17 protein-coding genes are annotated in these 16,701 nt (G+C 46.4%); 10 read left to right on the plus strand and 7 right to left on the minus strand.

The features are described from left to right. The first annotated feature begins 61 nt into the window (after nt 1-61). The 8 genes from AC0YOA_RS37250 (at nt 62) to AC0YOA_RS37285 (ending at nt 6,445) form a co-directional block, all read left to right on the plus strand. A complete protein-coding gene (locus AC0YOA_RS37250) occupies nt 62-829 on the plus strand; it encodes an ABC transporter permease (protein WP_475790813.1) in 768 nt (255 codons plus the stop codon). 551 nt (nt 830-1,380) lie between these two features. Then, the gene (locus AC0YOA_RS37255; protein WP_475790814.1) at nt 1,381-2,415 is read left to right on the plus strand and encodes a hypothetical protein; all 1,035 of its coding nucleotides are present in this window, start codon (nt 1,381-1,383) and stop codon (nt 2,413-2,415) included. Further along, on the plus strand, nt 2,352-2,720 hold the full coding sequence (locus tag AC0YOA_RS37260) for a hypothetical protein (protein WP_475790815.1): 369 nt from the start codon (nt 2,352-2,354) through the stop codon (nt 2,718-2,720). Before AC0YOA_RS37255 ends, AC0YOA_RS37260 begins: the two co-directional genes overlap by 64 nt. After that, on the plus strand, nt 2,696-3,103 hold the full coding sequence (locus AC0YOA_RS37265) for an S-layer homology domain-containing protein (protein ID WP_475790816.1): 408 nt from the start codon (nt 2,696-2,698) through the stop codon (nt 3,101-3,103). The genes AC0YOA_RS37260 and AC0YOA_RS37265 overlap by 25 nt, the downstream gene beginning before the upstream one ends. A gap of 252 nt (nt 3,104-3,355) precedes the next feature. Continuing rightward, the gene (locus AC0YOA_RS37270) at nt 3,356-4,609 is read left to right on the plus strand and encodes a DNA polymerase IV (protein ID WP_475790817.1); all 1,254 of its coding nucleotides are present in this window, start codon (nt 3,356-3,358) and stop codon (nt 4,607-4,609) included. After that, nucleotides 4,606-5,076, plus strand: a complete 471-nt coding sequence (locus AC0YOA_RS37275; RefSeq protein WP_475790818.1) for a YhjD family protein — start codon at nt 4,606-4,608, stop codon at nt 5,074-5,076. The genes AC0YOA_RS37270 and AC0YOA_RS37275 overlap by 4 nt, the downstream gene beginning before the upstream one ends. Before the next feature lie 203 nt (nt 5,077-5,279). Then, on the plus strand, nt 5,280-6,014 hold the full coding sequence (locus tag AC0YOA_RS37280) for an SDR family oxidoreductase (protein ID WP_475790819.1): 735 nt from the start codon (nt 5,280-5,282) through the stop codon (nt 6,012-6,014). A gap of 20 nt (nt 6,015-6,034) precedes the next feature. Continuing rightward, nucleotides 6,035-6,445: a MerR family transcriptional regulator gene (locus tag AC0YOA_RS37285; RefSeq protein ID WP_475790820.1), complete on the plus strand. Its 411-nt coding sequence runs from the start codon at nt 6,035-6,037 to the stop codon at nt 6,443-6,445. 61 nt (nt 6,446-6,506) lie between these two features. Here AC0YOA_RS37285 and AC0YOA_RS37290 read toward each other — a convergent pair whose 3' ends face one another. The 6 genes from AC0YOA_RS37290 to AC0YOA_RS37315 all read right to left on the minus strand — a co-directional run bounded on the left by AC0YOA_RS37290 (nt 6,507) and on the right by AC0YOA_RS37315 (nt 12,754). Next, the gene (locus AC0YOA_RS37290; RefSeq protein WP_475790821.1) at nt 6,507-6,746 is read right to left on the minus strand and encodes a hypothetical protein; all 240 of its coding nucleotides are present in this window, start codon (nt 6,744-6,746) and stop codon (nt 6,507-6,509) included. A gap of 360 nt (nt 6,747-7,106) precedes the next feature. After that, nucleotides 7,107-8,966, minus strand: coding sequence for an ABC transporter permease (locus AC0YOA_RS37295; RefSeq protein WP_475790822.1), 1,860 nt, complete (start codon nt 8,964-8,966; stop codon nt 7,107-7,109). Continuing rightward, nucleotides 8,941-9,705 (minus strand): ABC transporter ATP-binding protein, encoded by a 765-nt coding sequence (locus tag AC0YOA_RS37300; RefSeq protein WP_475790823.1) that lies wholly within the window; start codon nt 9,703-9,705, stop codon nt 8,941-8,943. Before AC0YOA_RS37300 ends, AC0YOA_RS37295 begins: the two co-directional genes overlap by 26 nt. A gap of 93 nt (nt 9,706-9,798) precedes the next feature. Beyond that, entirely contained in the window at nt 9,799-10,800 is a 1,002-nt protein-coding gene (locus AC0YOA_RS37305; protein ID WP_475790824.1) for a sensor histidine kinase, read from the minus strand. Further along, a complete protein-coding gene (locus AC0YOA_RS37310) occupies nt 10,797-11,504 on the minus strand; it encodes a response regulator transcription factor (protein WP_475790825.1) in 708 nt (235 codons plus the stop codon). The genes AC0YOA_RS37305 and AC0YOA_RS37310 overlap by 4 nt, the downstream gene beginning before the upstream one ends. A gap of 344 nt (nt 11,505-11,848) precedes the next feature. Beyond that, nucleotides 11,849-12,754 carry a copper amine oxidase N-terminal domain-containing protein gene (locus tag AC0YOA_RS37315; RefSeq protein WP_475790826.1) on the minus strand — a complete coding sequence of 302 codons (906 nt, stop codon included), beginning with the start codon at nt 12,752-12,754 and terminating at the stop codon, nt 11,849-11,851. A 913-nt stretch (nt 12,755-13,667) separates the two neighbouring features. Between AC0YOA_RS37315 and AC0YOA_RS37320 the strand changes: the two genes are divergently transcribed. Further along, a complete protein-coding gene (locus tag AC0YOA_RS37320; protein ID WP_475790827.1) occupies nt 13,668-14,243 on the plus strand; it encodes a hypothetical protein in 576 nt (191 codons plus the stop codon). A gap of 285 nt (nt 14,244-14,528) precedes the next feature. Here AC0YOA_RS37320 and AC0YOA_RS37325 read toward each other — a convergent pair whose 3' ends face one another. Continuing rightward, entirely contained in the window at nt 14,529-15,638 is a 1,110-nt protein-coding gene (locus AC0YOA_RS37325) for a hypothetical protein (protein WP_475790828.1), read from the minus strand. A gap of 491 nt (nt 15,639-16,129) precedes the next feature. On the opposite strand from AC0YOA_RS37325, the gene AC0YOA_RS37330 reads away from it, so the two are divergent. After that, entirely contained in the window at nt 16,130-16,468 is a 339-nt protein-coding gene (locus AC0YOA_RS37330) for a hypothetical protein (protein WP_475790829.1), read from the plus strand. The last annotated feature ends 233 nt before the right edge of the window (nt 16,469-16,701 follow it).

Consider the following 16,701-nt stretch of genomic DNA (forward strand, 5'->3'; position numbering starts at 1 on the left):
AAAACAGCCGTCGTTAGAGGAGATCTTCCTCTCTATCGTCGGCAAGAAGGAGGCCATGTAAATGGAGACGGCAAAAAATCATTTCTTCACCGATATTAGCGTGATGCTCGGACGTTCCATGCGCCATATTTTCCGCAGTATGGACACCATCGTCACGGTCTGCATCACGCCGATTGCGATGATGCTGCTGTTCGTCTATGTGTTTGGCGGCGCCATTCAAACCGGTACGGATAACTATGTGAACTACCTGTTGCCCGGCATCCTGCTGATTGCGATTGCAAGCGGGATAGCCTATACGGCTTACCGCCTGTTTTTGGATAAGCAGCGGGGCATCATCGAGCGGTTCCACACCATGCCAATTTCACGTTCCGCCGTGTTGTGGGGGCATGTGCTGACCTCGCTGGTATCCAACGCCCTATCGGTTGTCGTCATCATTCTCGTAGCGCTCGTTATGGGCTTTCGTTCGCCGGCGGGGATAGGGTCATGGCTTGCCGTAGCCGGCATACTCGTATTGTTTACGCTGGCCTTGACCTGGGTCGCGGCGATTGCCGGACTGACCGCCAAAACGGTAGAAGGCGCAAGCGCCTTTTCCTACCCGCTTATCTTCCTGCCGTTTATCAGCTCGGCGTTTGTACCGACCGAGTCGATGCCGAAGGTCGTCCGCGCCTTTGCCGATAACCAGCCGGTGACCTCGATTGTGGAAGCCATCCGTGCACTGCTGTCAGGTCAGCCTGTGGGCAATGAGATATGGATCGCGCTTGCGTGGTGCGTCGGGATTTTGCTCGTAGCCTATTACTTTGCGATGAGGGTGTATAAGAAGCGGGTGTGAAAAAAAGAACAGCTTGGTTCTGAATTAAACAACAGAGAATACGGTCCTGTAGAATAAATTCTATATCTAAATAAGGGCACAACTGATGAGCAGTGTAAAATACGAATGTCGTTATAAACATTCATACTGGGCTTACATCTAGAGGGTATTTATCCGAGTTATCGAGCTGTGGCAGCTAATAATGAAAAATGTCATATTACATGGATTTGAGGCGCAAAATCCAACGGAATCCAACTAATAAATCGCGAAAAATTTATTACGATGATTCTCAAATTAAATCCTGGCGCAGCCCCAAGTGCCCAAGCAGTAAAGAAGCAAGCTGCATCAGGTAGAACTTATCTGCTCACGCGGTGGCAGTAATATGGTCTAAGGAAAGGATCTAAGGGTGAATTCTACGTTGCAGTGCATTTCCCAAGTGCCGAAATATCAGCTCAGCTTAAAGCACTCAAGTGGTGCTTTTTATTTGCCTTACGACTCTTTTTTGCAGTCTATGTGTAAACTCCCAAACCCATTGCAACGGAAGTAATAAGAGAGGTTGTTGGGGAAAATACATGGGATTATGGATGAAGCAGATGCTTTGGTTCCAGAGTTTTTTATCACCTGACATCAACCGCAAAGTCAAAGTAGCGGTAGATGGTGCGCGGGCAATAGCTGCGAGCGAGACTTACACGTACACGCTAACTACAGCAAATACGGTAGCATTGGTCTTCACCGCCAACGACACAATGGTAGATTCCACAGAAACCTACACCGTAAATCTGAAGGGGAATACGGTGCCCGTTAGGAAGACTGATGTTGAAGCGACGGCAGAATCAACTGGGACGGTGAATACACCGTTTGTACTCGATCTCTCTGAGATCTTTGAAGATGCGGATGGCAATCCGCTGACCTACAATGTATCGGTGAACGGCTCTGCGGCTATATCGGCGATTCCGGCCTATACATACACGCCAGGTGCAGAAGGTGCTATGACCTTGGTGTTCTCGGCCAATGACGGATTGGCAGACTCCACCAACACGTATACAGTGAAGCTGACAGTATCTGGATCCAGCTATAATTACGGTAACGGCGGCAATGGTGGCGGTGGAAGCATTCCTATGACATCTGAATACAGGGTAACCATTACCGGCTCTGTTGGAACGACGCTGGCGGTTGAGATCGATGAAGCGGCAGGCCGCGCATCGATAGCCATCGGAGCGTTGGCGGAAAGGATCTTCGTCGATGATGGGGCGACGGTTGTGGCCGTTCCGGCTATTCCCGGTGTGAAACTCTATAAGCTTGAAGTGCCTGTCGAATCTCTGTCGAACTCGAACGGAGCGGGCGAGCTGATATTTGCTACCGATGCGGGTACTATTGCCATACCGGCCGATATGCTGAAAGGCATGACGGGAACCGAAGGGAAAACCGCAGGCATAACGATTGGCCCAGGCGATAAAACAGGCTTGTCTGCTGAAGCGGCAGCAGCCGTAGGCGGTCGACCGCTGGTGGAACTCACGCTGGCGTTGAATGGCGTGCAGACGTTATGGAACAACTCGTCCGCGCTGTTCGGATTTCTATCCCGTATACGCCGACAGCAGAGGAGCTGAAGGATCCCGAGCATCTCGTCATCTGGTACATCGACGGCAGCGGTAACGTTATCGCGGTCCCAAGCGGCCGTTACGATGCAAAGAGCGGAACTGTGACCTTTGCTGCGACCCACTTCAGCGATTATGCCGTAGCTTATGTGAAGAAGATCTTCAGCGATCTGAGCAGCGTGGAATGGGCAAGACAGTCGATTGAGGTCATGGCCTCCAATGGCATCATCAACGGTACAATGGCGGGGGCTATTCTCCGGCAGCCCGCATTACCCGTGCCGATTATCTGGTCTTGCTCGTCAATACCTTGGGATTGACGGCGAAATTTGAAGGGAATTTCGCAGATGCGGAGCCAAACGCCTACTATTACGAAGCGCTTGGCGTTGCGAAGCAGCTAGGCTTGGCCGCGGGTACCGGCAATGATGAATTCCGTCCGCTGGAAAACATCTCGCGGCAGGATATGATGGTGCTGACCGCTCGTGCTTTGGAGAAAGTCAAGCAGCTGAAAGCCTCGGGAGATCCCGCCATTCTGGCTTCGTTCAGTGACAAAGGGGACATCTCAGCTTATGCGAAGGCGAGTCTGGCTGCTCTGTCGGAGGAAGGTCTAATCTCCGGCTCCGGAAATAAGCTTAACCCTCAGGCGCCAACGACACGAGCGGAAGCGGCAGTATTCCTCTACCGGATATACAACCAATATTAAAGGTTAATGCAACGAAATGTACTCCTGTCGGCTTTTACGCGGCAGGAGTTTTCATTTTATGGCTGACAACTTTATTTCGTGATTGCTTATTAAAATCGTAAATCAACACTGTAAGTCCGAAACTATTTTTTCCTTGGACAAAGAGTACAATTTGAGCCTTAAGCACACAACAGGGAATATTTCCCCTGTATACGAACTGGGGTTCCCGTCATATAATATATAGGAACTAATGTTCGTGTCGAGGTGATTAAAATGGAACGGACAATATTTTTGGTTGACGGTCAATCATTTTACGCTTCGGTCGAAAAAGCGGCGCGGCCGGATCTGCGCGATAAACCAATAGCCGTTGGGGATCCGGACCGTCGCGGAGGAATCATACTTGCGGCCTGTCCAATCGCAAAGGCACGCGGGGTTACTACAGCCTCACGTGTTGGTGAAGCTATGGGGAAGTGTCCGGATCTAGTCGTCGTACGCCCTCGTATGCAAACATACGTCACGATATCACTGTTTATTTCCGAAATCTTCGCCTCCTTCACGGACCAGGTCGAACCGTATTCGATCGATGAACAATTTCTCGACGTAACCGGCTCCATTAAATATTTCGGATCGCCGCTGGAGATTGCGCGCCAAATACAGGAACGCGTACTTTTATCGACCGGCGTATGGTCGCGGGTGGGGATCGGGCCAACGAAAATTCTCGCTAAAATGGCGACGGACAACTTCGCCAAGAAACGTCCAGACGGTATTTTCGAATTGAACCAGGGTAATATCGAAGCGGAACTGTGGCCGCTGCCGGTCCATCAAATGTTTATGGTCGCGAACCGGATGACTCAGCATTTTGTCCGGATGGGGCTAAACACAATCGGAGACATAGCGCGGCTGGACTTCGGCGATTTTAAGGCGCGAATGCGGCGTCGAATGGGCCGCCAAAGCGATATTCAGGCTGGTTACTACTGGCAGACTGCACGAGGAATCGATCCGTCACCGGTTGTATCGAACATCAGGTCGCAGATTAAGAATATAAGTCACGGCAAGACGCTCAGATGGCGTCTGTATACGAAGCTTACGGATATCGAAGTCGTACTGCTGGAGTTAGTTGTCGAGGTGTGTCGGCGGGCTCGCCGTTACGGGTATCAGGGCCGCGTCGTATCGGTAGGCGCTGGAGAGACGGATGGGGAAAGGTCGGCAGGATTCGGCCGTCAAATGACGTTATCTCAGCCGACATCGTTAACGCATGAGGTCGCGGCTGCCGCGCATGCGCTGTTTATAAAGCATTGGAGTGGAATGCCCATTAGCCATCTCAGCATATCATTAGGGCAGTTATCCGTAGACAGCGTAATCCAACTGACCCTATTTGAGGACCGTTCTCGCGCTTACCGTAAGGAACGTGCGATCGACGAAATCAAAAACCGTTTCGGGAGCGACGCCATCATACATGCTTCTTCGCTTCTTGAATCTGGAGTCGCCCGCGAGAGAGCGGAACAGATCGGAGGTCACTTTAAATGAGCAAACTCGACGGCAATGAACGGTGGAAGTCCAAAATGCTGCTGACTGAACATGCTGAACAATATGACCGGAAACAAGCAGCAGGCACCGGAAAGAATTTGACGATGGAAGAACGCATCATGATCCGCGATTATATCCTATTGCCGCATATGGAGAAGATGATTCAGAAAAGCATATCCGATATCGAGAACTCATCTAACGTGATGAAACGACTCTACCTGGCCGCGGGCCATAAAGTCTTAACCACGATAGCCGAAGACTATTATCGATTACGGAGCGAGTTGAAGAAACGGAATATTCGCGTCGTCACGGAAGAACAAGAAGACATGGTGATTTATCATAAGTGTTATTACCGGGGTTACGAAGAACGATTCGGAATGACGCGCGACGTTATGCGCTCGGAGATAGGCATTCGGCTGACGAAGTATACAACGGAGCTGACAGCGCGGCTGAAGGCGAAAGTGTGAGTGCAGTTTATGAGAGCGACACAAGCCTCGATCGTCTGCAATCGAATATTCATGCAGCGCACAACGGCAAGCTTTCTTGGATACTCGCCCCCGATCGTCCAATAGGATGACATCCTACCTTGAATTTTGCTCTTGACTTGGAGTGTACTCCAAGTTGTAACATGAGCTTCAGCAAGTAAATTCTATCTCCAGGAGGCGTAATCATGAACATTTCGAAGACTGTTTTGATAACGGGTGGGAATAAAGGTATCGGGTTCGAGAGCGCCAGACAATTGGGCAAGCTGGGATTCACAATTTTGGTCGGTTCAAGAGATCAATCCAAAGGGCAGGAAGCCGCAGCTTCGCTGAAGAATGAGAACATAGATGCTGAGGCATTAACGCTTGATGTTACAGACCTGGATACCATTCAATCTGCTGCCAAGCGTATTGAAGATCAGTATGGTGTGCTTGATGTTCTGATCAATAATGCTGGCGTGAGCTTGGATAGAGGTCTTCCTCCGAGTCAACTGGAATTGACCGTTCTTAGGAATACTTATGAGACAAATGTTTTCGGCATGTTTTCTGTTACTAAGGCAATGCTCCCTTTGATTAAAAAATCACCTGCTGGCAGAATTGTAAACCTTTCAAGCGGCTTGGCTTCCTTGACCATAAATATTGATCCGGAATCCGATGCCGAAAAATACGGAGTAAATTTGCTCGCCTACATGAGTTCGAAAACGGCAGTCAATGCACTGACTGTCTTGTTTGCCAAAGAATTAAAAGATACGCCGATCAAGATAAATTCAGCTGATCCAGGGTACACAGCTACGGATTTGAATGGACATACGGGTTATCGTAGCGTTGAACAGGGAGCTTCTATTGTCGTGATGCTCGCCACCCTTCCGGGTGATGGTCCGACCGGCGGTTTCTTTGATGAAAACGGAGTGATACCGTGGTAATACGTCAGGAGGCGGGAAAAATGATCGACATTCCTGAAACCGTAAGCTCAATTAAACAGGCGGCTGAATTCACGGGTCTGTCGGAAGATACGATCCGCTATTACGAGAAAATTGGCTTGCTCCCGTATGCCGACCGCAAAGCAAGCGGTCACAGAACGTATAGTAAACATCAATTGGAGGGCATGGTCTTTTTAACGAGACTCAGAGCAACCGGAATGACACTGGAAGAAATGAAGCATTTCCGTAAGCTTTACGAAAGGGGTGAAGCCTCACTCCCTCAGAGAGTTACCATTCTAATCGAACACAAGGAAAGAATTCAGAAGGAGATTGACCGATTACTGGAGACACAAAGGATTATTGAGTACAAAATTGACAATTATAACGAGGTCCTTGTAAATCCGGACTTAAACAGTACAGCCTGTAACCCGTAAAATAGTAATGAACCATTAGCTCCGAAAAAGAGGTCGATAAATCGCCAGCCTGTCGTGCAGATTATCCTACACCATCACTTTCTAACAAGGAATAAAAATTATCGCGGTCTTCGTCATCGAATTTGCCAAGTGTCCGTACCCTGACAAATTCATGTCCACCATACATGTCTAGTTCCTCGCCATACCTATTGTAGAGTGCAATCATATTGCCATCCTGATCCAACTCCAAGTACCCGTAACATTGCGGCTCAGGCGCTTCACCGTAAAGGAGCGAAAATCTGATTTTGTCCACTCTGTTCATGCAACCTCTCCTTCTTTCTATAGTAACGACCTTGCATTCATTTGTTCTGTCTTTTGTGTATATATCCCATATCTCCCCATCGACCTGAAGAAAATTTTACGTGAAATCGGATGATTTGAAAAAAGCGATACTGCTCTTCATATTCGGATATTTATTCCTATTTCGAAGCATAAGGGGGAGGTGCCCCGCTATGTCGCTTATTTGCACATTATCTCTTGACGAAACGAGGTTTGGGGATTATGATAACGTGCCGGTCAACTCCAGGAAATAAATCAATAAAAAGACTTTGCAAGGTATTCTTGAAAATTATAAAAGGGTCCCGGAGCAAACATTATTGCCCCGGAACCCTTCAAAGTAAGTCTACATGTGGATTGCAGCTTTAATCTGCTTCGTGTAGAAAAATCGTACAATGAAAAAATAAATGATTTGTATAACCAGGAAAACACAAAGCACAATCGCGGATTCCTTGGCCAGATCATAGAAGAAAAGGTGGGATAGCGCCGTCAATGCCACTGCCCCGTGAATGAGCGCGACGATTATCGGAGCGAAAAACAAGATCGCCGTTTGCCGGTTGAGCACCTTTTTCAGTTCTCTTTCACTTAAGCCCATTCTCGCAATTGTCATGAATTTCTGTTTATCCCCGTCCGCATCCATGTACAGACGGAAATAAAGGAAGCTTCCGGCCGAGACGAAAAAGACGACTCCAATAAACAGTCCGACAAACATAATCGGTCCATATTGTTTATTTAATTCGTAAATTTCATACTCGCCGGAAGTAACCTGATCCGGCAATTGCCGATACAGTTTTTCCGCAGCCGCCAATACATTCTGCTTTCCTTCCGCCGCTTGCCAAGCATGAAAGCTTCTTATGTCAGCCGGGGCAGGGAGCTTTTCGTAATCTTTGTCCGAGACGATATAATAATCCGATGACGGCAAAGCTTGTGAATACAGGATTTTCTCCGGCTGCAGGACGACACCTGACTTGAGTTCGATCGCTCTGTTCTGCTGCTCATTTTTCCCTCCAAAGGTTATTCCTTCAGACTTCACTATGAACACTTGTCCGTCCTTAACGTTGACCGTATCTTCACCAATCAGCTCCGCAAAGCGGTTGAAATCGGATTGCTTTGCAATAAGCGCTCTATCGTTGCCTTCTTCGAAATAGCGAAGAACGGTATGCGCTTTGTTTGCCTTTATATGTTCTTCCTGCAGCGTCTCGTTAATCAATGCCACATCCTGCTCTTCATTATCATCTGCATAATAAGTGAAAGTGTTCGGGTTAGATGTATTGAGGCCTGCGGTCAGAAACGTTTGAAATCCGAACAATGTCCCGATTGCGCTAAACGCTACCGTTGAAATGACGGCCACAAGGAAGAACGTCCGGGCATTATCCTTCATCCGGTAAGAGAGGTCAGAGAACAGAATCATATTTGTTTTACGCCAGGAGAAAGACTCCCTGTACTTTAGCCGCCGTATCACAAAGACGCTTAATTGCGTAAAAAACAGATATGTGCCGATGATTACCATTACAATCACAGGCAGCATCGCGGCAATTACAATCGTTCCCTTCACAATTAATGCAATCGCATAACCTCCGCCAAGCAAGAGGGCTCCTACAACGGTTAAGAACAGATTCGCTTTCGGTTCCCCTTTGGACTTCTTGTCTCCTTTGAGCAAGTCAATCAGCTTTCTGCTTCGCAGCACGTAGGAAACAAATACTGAAATAAAGAAAAACAATACGATAAAGGAAACAAAGGTTAAAATGACCGCAAGGACCGGTATATAGAAATTCAACTTATTATCGATGATCAGCGCATTCTCGGCCAACAGCAAAATTGCTTTGGCAAATACCAACCCAAGCACAATGCCGCCCAGTGTGGCAAAAAAACCGATGATCATGTTTTCCAGAAACACCATCGACCGGATTTGCTTCATCGACATCCCATGGATCATCAATAGTCCGAATTCTTTCTTTCGCGACTGTAAAAAGGAGCTCATCGAATAAAGGATAAAGAAGAAGGAGAAAACATAAATAATCCCAGCAGCAATGTTCATGCCTTGAGTAACACTGCGATTCATCTCATCTCCGCTCAACGCAGGATGAAACGCAAATATGGCAAACGTAAAAAAAACCATGACCGTAAACATGCTGCTTAGGAAATAGGCTGCATACAGCCTTTTGTTGCGGGCGACGTTATTAAACGCGAATTGACGAAAGGTCATTTGCGTGCCCTCCCATTAAAGAAAGTGTGTCGATGATCTTTTGGAAGAAGGCCTGACGATTATCGCCTCTGTGAATTTCCGAATACAGCTTTCCATCGCGAATAAACACGACCCGGTTACAATAGCTTGCCGCCAGCGGATCATGTGTTACAAGCATCATGGTCGTCCGCTCATTCCGATTGATGGATTCAAGCATTTCCATGACGTCCTTGGAGGATTTGGAATCCAGATTTCCGGTCGGTTCATCGGCAAGCAGCAGCTTCGGAGAATGAATCATCGCTCTGGCAAGAGCCGTTCTTTGTGCTTGTCCGCCGGAAATTTCATATGTGCGTTTTTTCATGATTTCCGTAATTCCGAGCTTGTCAGCGATCGCATGCGCTTTTTGTTTCATTTCCGTCACGTTGCTGCCATCCAATGTTAACGGCAGGACGATGTTTTCTTCTACCGTCAAGGTATGGAGCAAATTAAAATCCTGAAATACGAAGCCGAGCTCACGGCGGCGAAACTTAGCCAGTTCATCTTTTTTTAGACGGTGGGGGTTATTTCCATTAATATGGACCTCGCCGGTCGTCGGTTCGTCAATCGTTGCAATGATATTGAGCAGTGTCGTTTTTCCGCTTCCGGACGGACCCATAATTCCGACAAATTCCCCCTGCAGAATCGTTAAATCGATATCCGTTAGAGCGTGGTAGGTGATTTTTCCCTCATATATTTTGCTCACCTGTTTTACATTCAGCATGCACAAGATCTCCTTTCCGTTACGATCATTTGATCTGTGGTTAGCATACCGCTGTCCATCACGCTTTAACTATCGATTCTTCTTTCAATTATCTTACATGGGTGTAAGGTTCTGAGTACGGGAGAAAATAAGCCGGATTTCCGTCCCTTTGCCGACCTCCGAATCCAACTCGATCCGGTGCCCAAGATAATGGACCGCTTCTTTCGTCAAATAAAGCCCCATTCCGGTAGATTCCCGGAAGATACGCCCGTTTTCACCTGTATAAAAAGGGTCGAACACCCGCCTTTTATCCGTTTCCGGAATACCGGCGCCAGCGTCTCTCACTTGCAGTACTGCTTCTCCAGCATTTTCATAGATGGACACGATGATGGTGTCGCTTTTTCCGGACGAATACTTGACCGCGTTATTGATCAGCTGGGACAGAATGAAAAACAGCCATTTTTCATCCGTTTCCACCGTAATCCCTTGCTTTTCCTCTTCAAGCTTCGGATATACTTTGTTCCTGATGTAAAAGCGGCGGTTCTCTTTGTTCACCTCATGTACGATTTTAGCTAACAGAACTGGCTTGATATGAAAATCTTGTTCGATTGACCGAAGCCTTGCCATATAAAGAATCGTGTTCAAGCCCGTTTTCATTCGGTCCGTCTCTTCCCGAATATTGGACGAATCGGGTTCATCCAGATTTTGCGCCGTCAGCTCAATGACGGACAGAGGCGTTTTCATCTGATGCACCCATTGATCCATAAACTTTAAATGCTGCTCCTGCTGATGCTCCAACGTTTTGATCTGATTCTTATAAAACCTGTATTGATCCCGCAACAGCTGATCAAGCGCCGCCGACACGGGGGCTTGTTTAGTCCTTTGCAAGGAATCATCGAGTGAATCCAGCGGTTCGCTCAGACGCTTGTAAAACCTGCGGCGGCTGATATATTGGTAGGAGAGGTAGCAGGCAAGAAAGAAGAAGCCGAGGAAAATCGCATAAAGTGCCGGAAGAATGGAACGGTAGCCATCGAGCCAATAAATGGACAGAACGAAAAAAAACTGCACCGCCTGAACCGCAATTAACAAGGCGTGCTCTCTTAAAAATAGCTTCATCCCTCTCCCTCGATGTTCCAGGTGACATTCAACCGGTAACCCGTGCCGCGGACGGTTTCCACCGCATCCATGAATCCGAGCTGCTGAAACTTCTTTCTGACCCTCGTTATATTCACATTCAACGTATTTTCATCCACATATGCCTGGTCGTCCCATAGCTTCTCCAGAAGATCTTCACGGCCAGCCACGCGCGGATGGCGTTCCATCAAGGTTTCAATAATATCGGATTCCTTCTTCGATAACGACACCGTTTTTGTATCAAAGCACATTTCCAGCCTTTCCGGAAAAAACTTCAGCCCCTCATGCTCGAGCACTCTCTCCTCCGCTTTTGACGCATATTCTCCATAAGCGCGGCGAAGCTGGCTGCGGATTTTCGCCATCACAATTTCCGGAGAAAAAGGCTTCGTAATAAAGTCGTCGCCGCCATTCTCCAATGCCATAACCTGATCCATTTCTCCGACTCTTGCCGAAATAAAAATAACCGGGCAAATCGACTCCTTGCGAATTTGCCTGCACCAATAATAGCCGTCATAACTCGGCAGATTAATATCAAGCAACACCAGATCGGGCGAATGTTCATGGAAGGTGCCCATAACGGCATGAAATTCGGTCACTTTGACTGCCTGGAAGCCGTATTTATGGATATAGGATTGCAAATGCTCCGCAATTTTCGGGTCATCCTCCACGATCATAATCTTTTGCATAGCCGCACCTCTATTTAAGACTATTGTTTCACAGAATGCATGTATCCATAACAATATGATATATAATCATCTGCATTGCAACCGATCATTAATACCTCCAAGTTCTTGTCGTTTAATATTGACATGTCTAAACATACAAAAACGCTGACACGATTGTACCATCGAAAATAGCACAGGAGGATCCCTGGATCCACGCTATTACAGGCGCAAATCAACTATGCCGCAACTGCACCTGCATTCGGTAGTGGATTTTATAAAGATTCTATTAAGTAACCCCACTATCAACAATAAGTAAATAAAAAATACCTCGGATACACGAAGGTATTTTTTATTTAGAAGCTATTCTAATCAGTGCGTTTTTCCCCTTCAATAGCAACAATCGTCAACTTTTCAAATGCTCCATCCAAGCTTCCAAGCTCAACTCCTTCTCCATTTTCATCATAAGTACCATAAGTTGTGACGCCAGCATCCCATTGATGCAAGAAATAAACGTAGGACCCGTTATAAACAGGACGCTTTCCCCATTCTTCGCTTACGGCAGGAACGAGATATGCAATCACATCAAGTTGATTTGCTTTCTTCGTCGTAACATGCCCTTCCCAAATTTGCCATGCCGCATGATCTTTAACCTCATAATACCGAGTATAGTCCCCTTCTATGATAAAGAATTTTTGAGTTTGGCCATATGGGAAATAATACTGCGTTGTACGGATGTCAGGGGTAGAACCAAGGTGTTCCTGCAAACTGATTTTTGGCAGAGCAAGAACTGCTTGTCGAGCAGTTGCTATATCTTGGCTCTCGATGTCAAGATCACTGGATGCGTTATAAATCACGGCAGTTTTCGTTTCCGTATCCCATGTAACAAAGGCATCCAGTGATTCTCCAATAAAACGCAAAGGTACATAGACGGAGCCGTTAATATTTCGTGGAGACACACTAACTGTCACATTATTTGTGCCTAGCATGCCCTCCTTTTTCCCAACTGTAAGCTTGAGGACTTCTTTGGAAGTCTTATTTATAACGGTGACTGTCTTTGCTTTATTATCCCAATCAACGCTAAAATCGGGAAGGAGAGAAACTGTCCGAATAGGTACCATTGTAGTTTGATTAATAATGACAGGTTTTTGATCCGTCAGTTTCTCCCCATTCACATTCAAACTAATCGACAAATCTGCCGCTGATACCATACTTCCAATAGAAAAGACCATGACCGCCAAAAGTAAACTTGTGAATACAGATTTTTTCAACATTATTACAGCCTCCTTACTTATTTGATAAGCATTTTCAAATAAATCTTTTCTGATCAAACAGTTTAGTGTTATATCGTCAATTTATCTTGCCATCCCTCCTTTTCTTAAACACAAATTACCTTACCTTTGTTGCGCAAATTGTTCACCATGTTTAAATTTTATTACCTAATATTAAACATGATAGTAATAAAATGTTTGTCATGCGATTTGAACTTCATAATAGAGCATCCTCTTGGATGATGGGATTAAGAGGGCCATGCCCGGTTGCGTACTACCAGCGCACCGAGGTTCGTTTTTTTGCAAAGTGAAAATTTTACGCTCTACAGGAATGCTAACTGGGTACGATAGTGTAATAACGAGGAGCAGGTTACCGCTGCAGCTGCTTCTGCTTTTGTTTGAAATAATGAAGCAGATTAGTTTAATAACGGTATATAATTGATTAAGTAAGATATCACTTGGAGGGGATCGAACCACGGAATGAATTTACAAGAATACTTGACTATGAGGAGTTTTTGTCTTAGTTAAGACATATAAAAGTCTTGAACCATTTGAGGTTCTTAACCAAGGGATTGATATTTTCCCTAACACAGAAACAACTCATTTCTTCTTGATATTCTTAAAAATGAGGACGAACAAAAAACATGCAAGAGATACAAATAACACTATGACTACAATGCCAAAGAGACTTATTACACCCACTTCTTTGTCACCCCTTATTAAAAGAATTTTTCTTTAGATTTTACCATAAAGAGAACGGTTTTTCCGTCTTTTTCCAAATAAATTAATTTATTGATCTAACGGATCACGATAGTTTAACAAACCTTTATGACGAGGATATCGCAATTGATCGGCTTCCACGTTTTGATTATGGGAAGGATAGTTACCAGCATACAAAAATACTGGAGTTGATTCTATGAAAACGCAGGAACAGGTTGTTCCCGTACTGAATATTATTGGACCTGTTGGCATTGGAAAGTCGAGTACCGCAGATGCCATATCAGAAATTCTGGGGCATGACTATACTCTTCCGCATGCGGTAGTCGACCTTGATTATGTAAGGCATGCATTTCCTGCGCCAAGAGAAGATCCTTTCAACATGGAGCTTGGGTTTAAAAATCTTGCTGCTGTCTGGAATAACTATCGCTCTATTGGGGCCAAGTGTCTAATCATTCCAAGCGTCATGGAAAGCAGAGAGCATCTGGAACAAATGCGATTATCAGTACCAGGAGCGGATATATTCGTCGTACGCCTTGTTGCATCGCTTGAAGTCAACCACGCTCGGATACGTGGTAGGGAAAAGACCATCGATTCACTAAATTGGCATCTACAGCGCTCAACCCAACTCACTAAGGAACTCGCCGAAAAGAAATTGGAGAATGTGATTGTAGACACTGAGAGTAAGCTGCCATCTGACATAGCTCGAGAAATAATCCGCAAATGGGGGATCGTTGAGTGGCATGGTTCTACATTTGCGCAAGAAAAGGAATAGTCGGACAATCGTTTATCTGGTAACGGTAGGTAGAAACTGGACTATTGAGAGGTTTTACGATAACGAAACTGTTCAACTGGTATGTTGATAATTGAACTAATGAGGAACGATAGTGAGGAGTTTGCCGCGGCAGCTCCTTTTTTATTTGCTGAAGTAACAGGCAGTCATGCGCCGCACACGCGATAGTTTCATCCAACAAATGGAAGGCTACCCCGCCGGTGATAATCTACCGGCGGGGTAGCCTTCAGTAGTCGTTCATAAATGTGGAGCAGGCGAATCGGTCGTTTACTGCAATTTGGCTACACTGACTGCCACCTTCTCGATCTGCGCGCTCTTCAGCGAATGATCCGGCGAGCTGATCGTGATGGTCCGGTCGTCCAGCTTGAAGCTCAGCATCGCGGTGCCGTCTGGCGTGTACCATTTGGCCTGGGTGCCGTTGGACAGCGAAACCGCCTTGCTCTCGTAGCCGTCCGAGTAATCCCGCGGCGAGACGTTGACGATCATATGGCTGAACACCAAGTTGACACCGTCATCGGTGGCTGCCGCATTTAGGTATGCGTCGCCCTTGACGATCTGCGTCGGTGCATAAGCCGTTTCAAAAGACTGAAATTTTGCGAATTCTTTCTTGATCGCACCAACCTGCGGGGCACTGTATGTCAAGCCGGACAGCTCACCGTTCGCCACCGGAGCCGATCCAATCAGGATCTTGGCTACACTGGCCGCCACCTTCTCGATCTGCGCGCTGTTCAGCGCATGATCCGGCGAGCTGATGGTGATGGTCCGGTCGTCCAGCTTGAAGCTCAGCATCGCGGTGTCTCCTGGCGTGTACCATTTGGCCTTGGTGCCGTTGGACAGCGAAACCGCCTTGCTCTCATAACCGTCCGAGTAATCCCGCGGCGAGACGTTGACGATCATATGGCTGAACACCAAGTTGACGCCGTCATCGGTTGCAGCCGCATTTAGGTATACGTCGCCCTTGACAATTTGCGTCGGTGCATACGCCGTTTCAAAAGACTGAAATTTTGCGAATTCTTTCTTGATCGCATCGACCTGTGCGGCACTGTACGTCAAGTTGGACAGCTCATCGTTCGCCACTGGCGCCGACCCAATGAGAATCTGATGGCTTTTGCCGTCGTACGCGATCGGAACATGGAGCGCACCCGCAATCGACCGGACCGGCAAGTAAGTAGTGTCCCGATACGTGATCGGCGTCAATTTGCTGCCGTTGCCGTCCATCGGCGTAAATGCCGATCCGTTTACAGTGATGCCAACTTCATGGTTCAGGTATGCTGTAATTTTCTGCATATTCGATCCTGCATATACGCCCGCAGCGCCCGATACCGTCATACCCAGCACCATCAACGATACGACTGATTTTTTTACATTGTTTTTCATTTGTTATCCGCCCTTCAGCATTGGATTCGATCTCCATAAACACAGTATAGAAGCGCATAATATCCAAAACATATCGGCTGTATATCGAACTTGTAAACATTGCTTGTCCGAGCACGCCGGGTCCGTAAATATTCACAGATAAGGAGTGGCGAGGCACTGGTTATGGTCGACTATCACCCTGGCTATCCCACAAAACCGAAGGCAATCATTTAACCTGATGAATACCGCAAACGTTTGCTCCGTAACACGAAGCGACCCTTAGAGGTAATGTGATGTATCGTCCTTTTAAGGAACCTAATTGAAAGGCGCGTCATGTAGTATTTTTTGAAATGTCGCGCACATCCTCAAAGTCACTACACTAACGGGTACGTTAGCGCTATACAAAAATGAGGCAGCCGGCCAAGAGATCGATCGGCTGCCTTTGTTCGCTGACGGGCTGGTTTATGCAACCTCCCCCAATTTTATCGTTTAATTAAACAGGGGGGAACCGTATGCGAAAACCTATATTAGCAAGTGTTATTTTGATTCTTGCGGTTGGCATGGTGTTACTGTACACGTTTTTACTTCCAAGGGGTTCGCTTAGATTTGATGAAATTGCACCAGGTGATGTCGTAAAGATTGAATATCGACACGGGGGAAACGGCTTGCTCTATGAGACAGAGAACAAGACAGAAATTAATCATTTTATTCAGTCATTGAGAGCAACCCAATATAATAAGACCGATCCAAATCCATGGGCTGGAAGCGGAAGTTTTCACTTGTACGATATGGATAACAAAAAGATCATTGGTTTGTCGTTTGGTCCGAATCAAGATATGCAAAGTAACTAATGAGAAGGAAAATGAAGCGTATTGTGGTAATATTGGGATAATCACAATGGAGGTGATTTAGTCATTATAAAGGGACAGAGCTGGAAAGCCATAAGAAGATCATTTTTAATAGCTGGGCCAACTTTCATATAATCCGGAACATTACTATTTTGGTTTGGTATATTTAGCAATTGCAAACTATGCTCCCCATGTGACACAGATAAAAAGGACTATTTTAAGGAGGAAGGCTGGGA

The organism is Paenibacillus sp. JT22N12 (assembly GCF_056269365.1).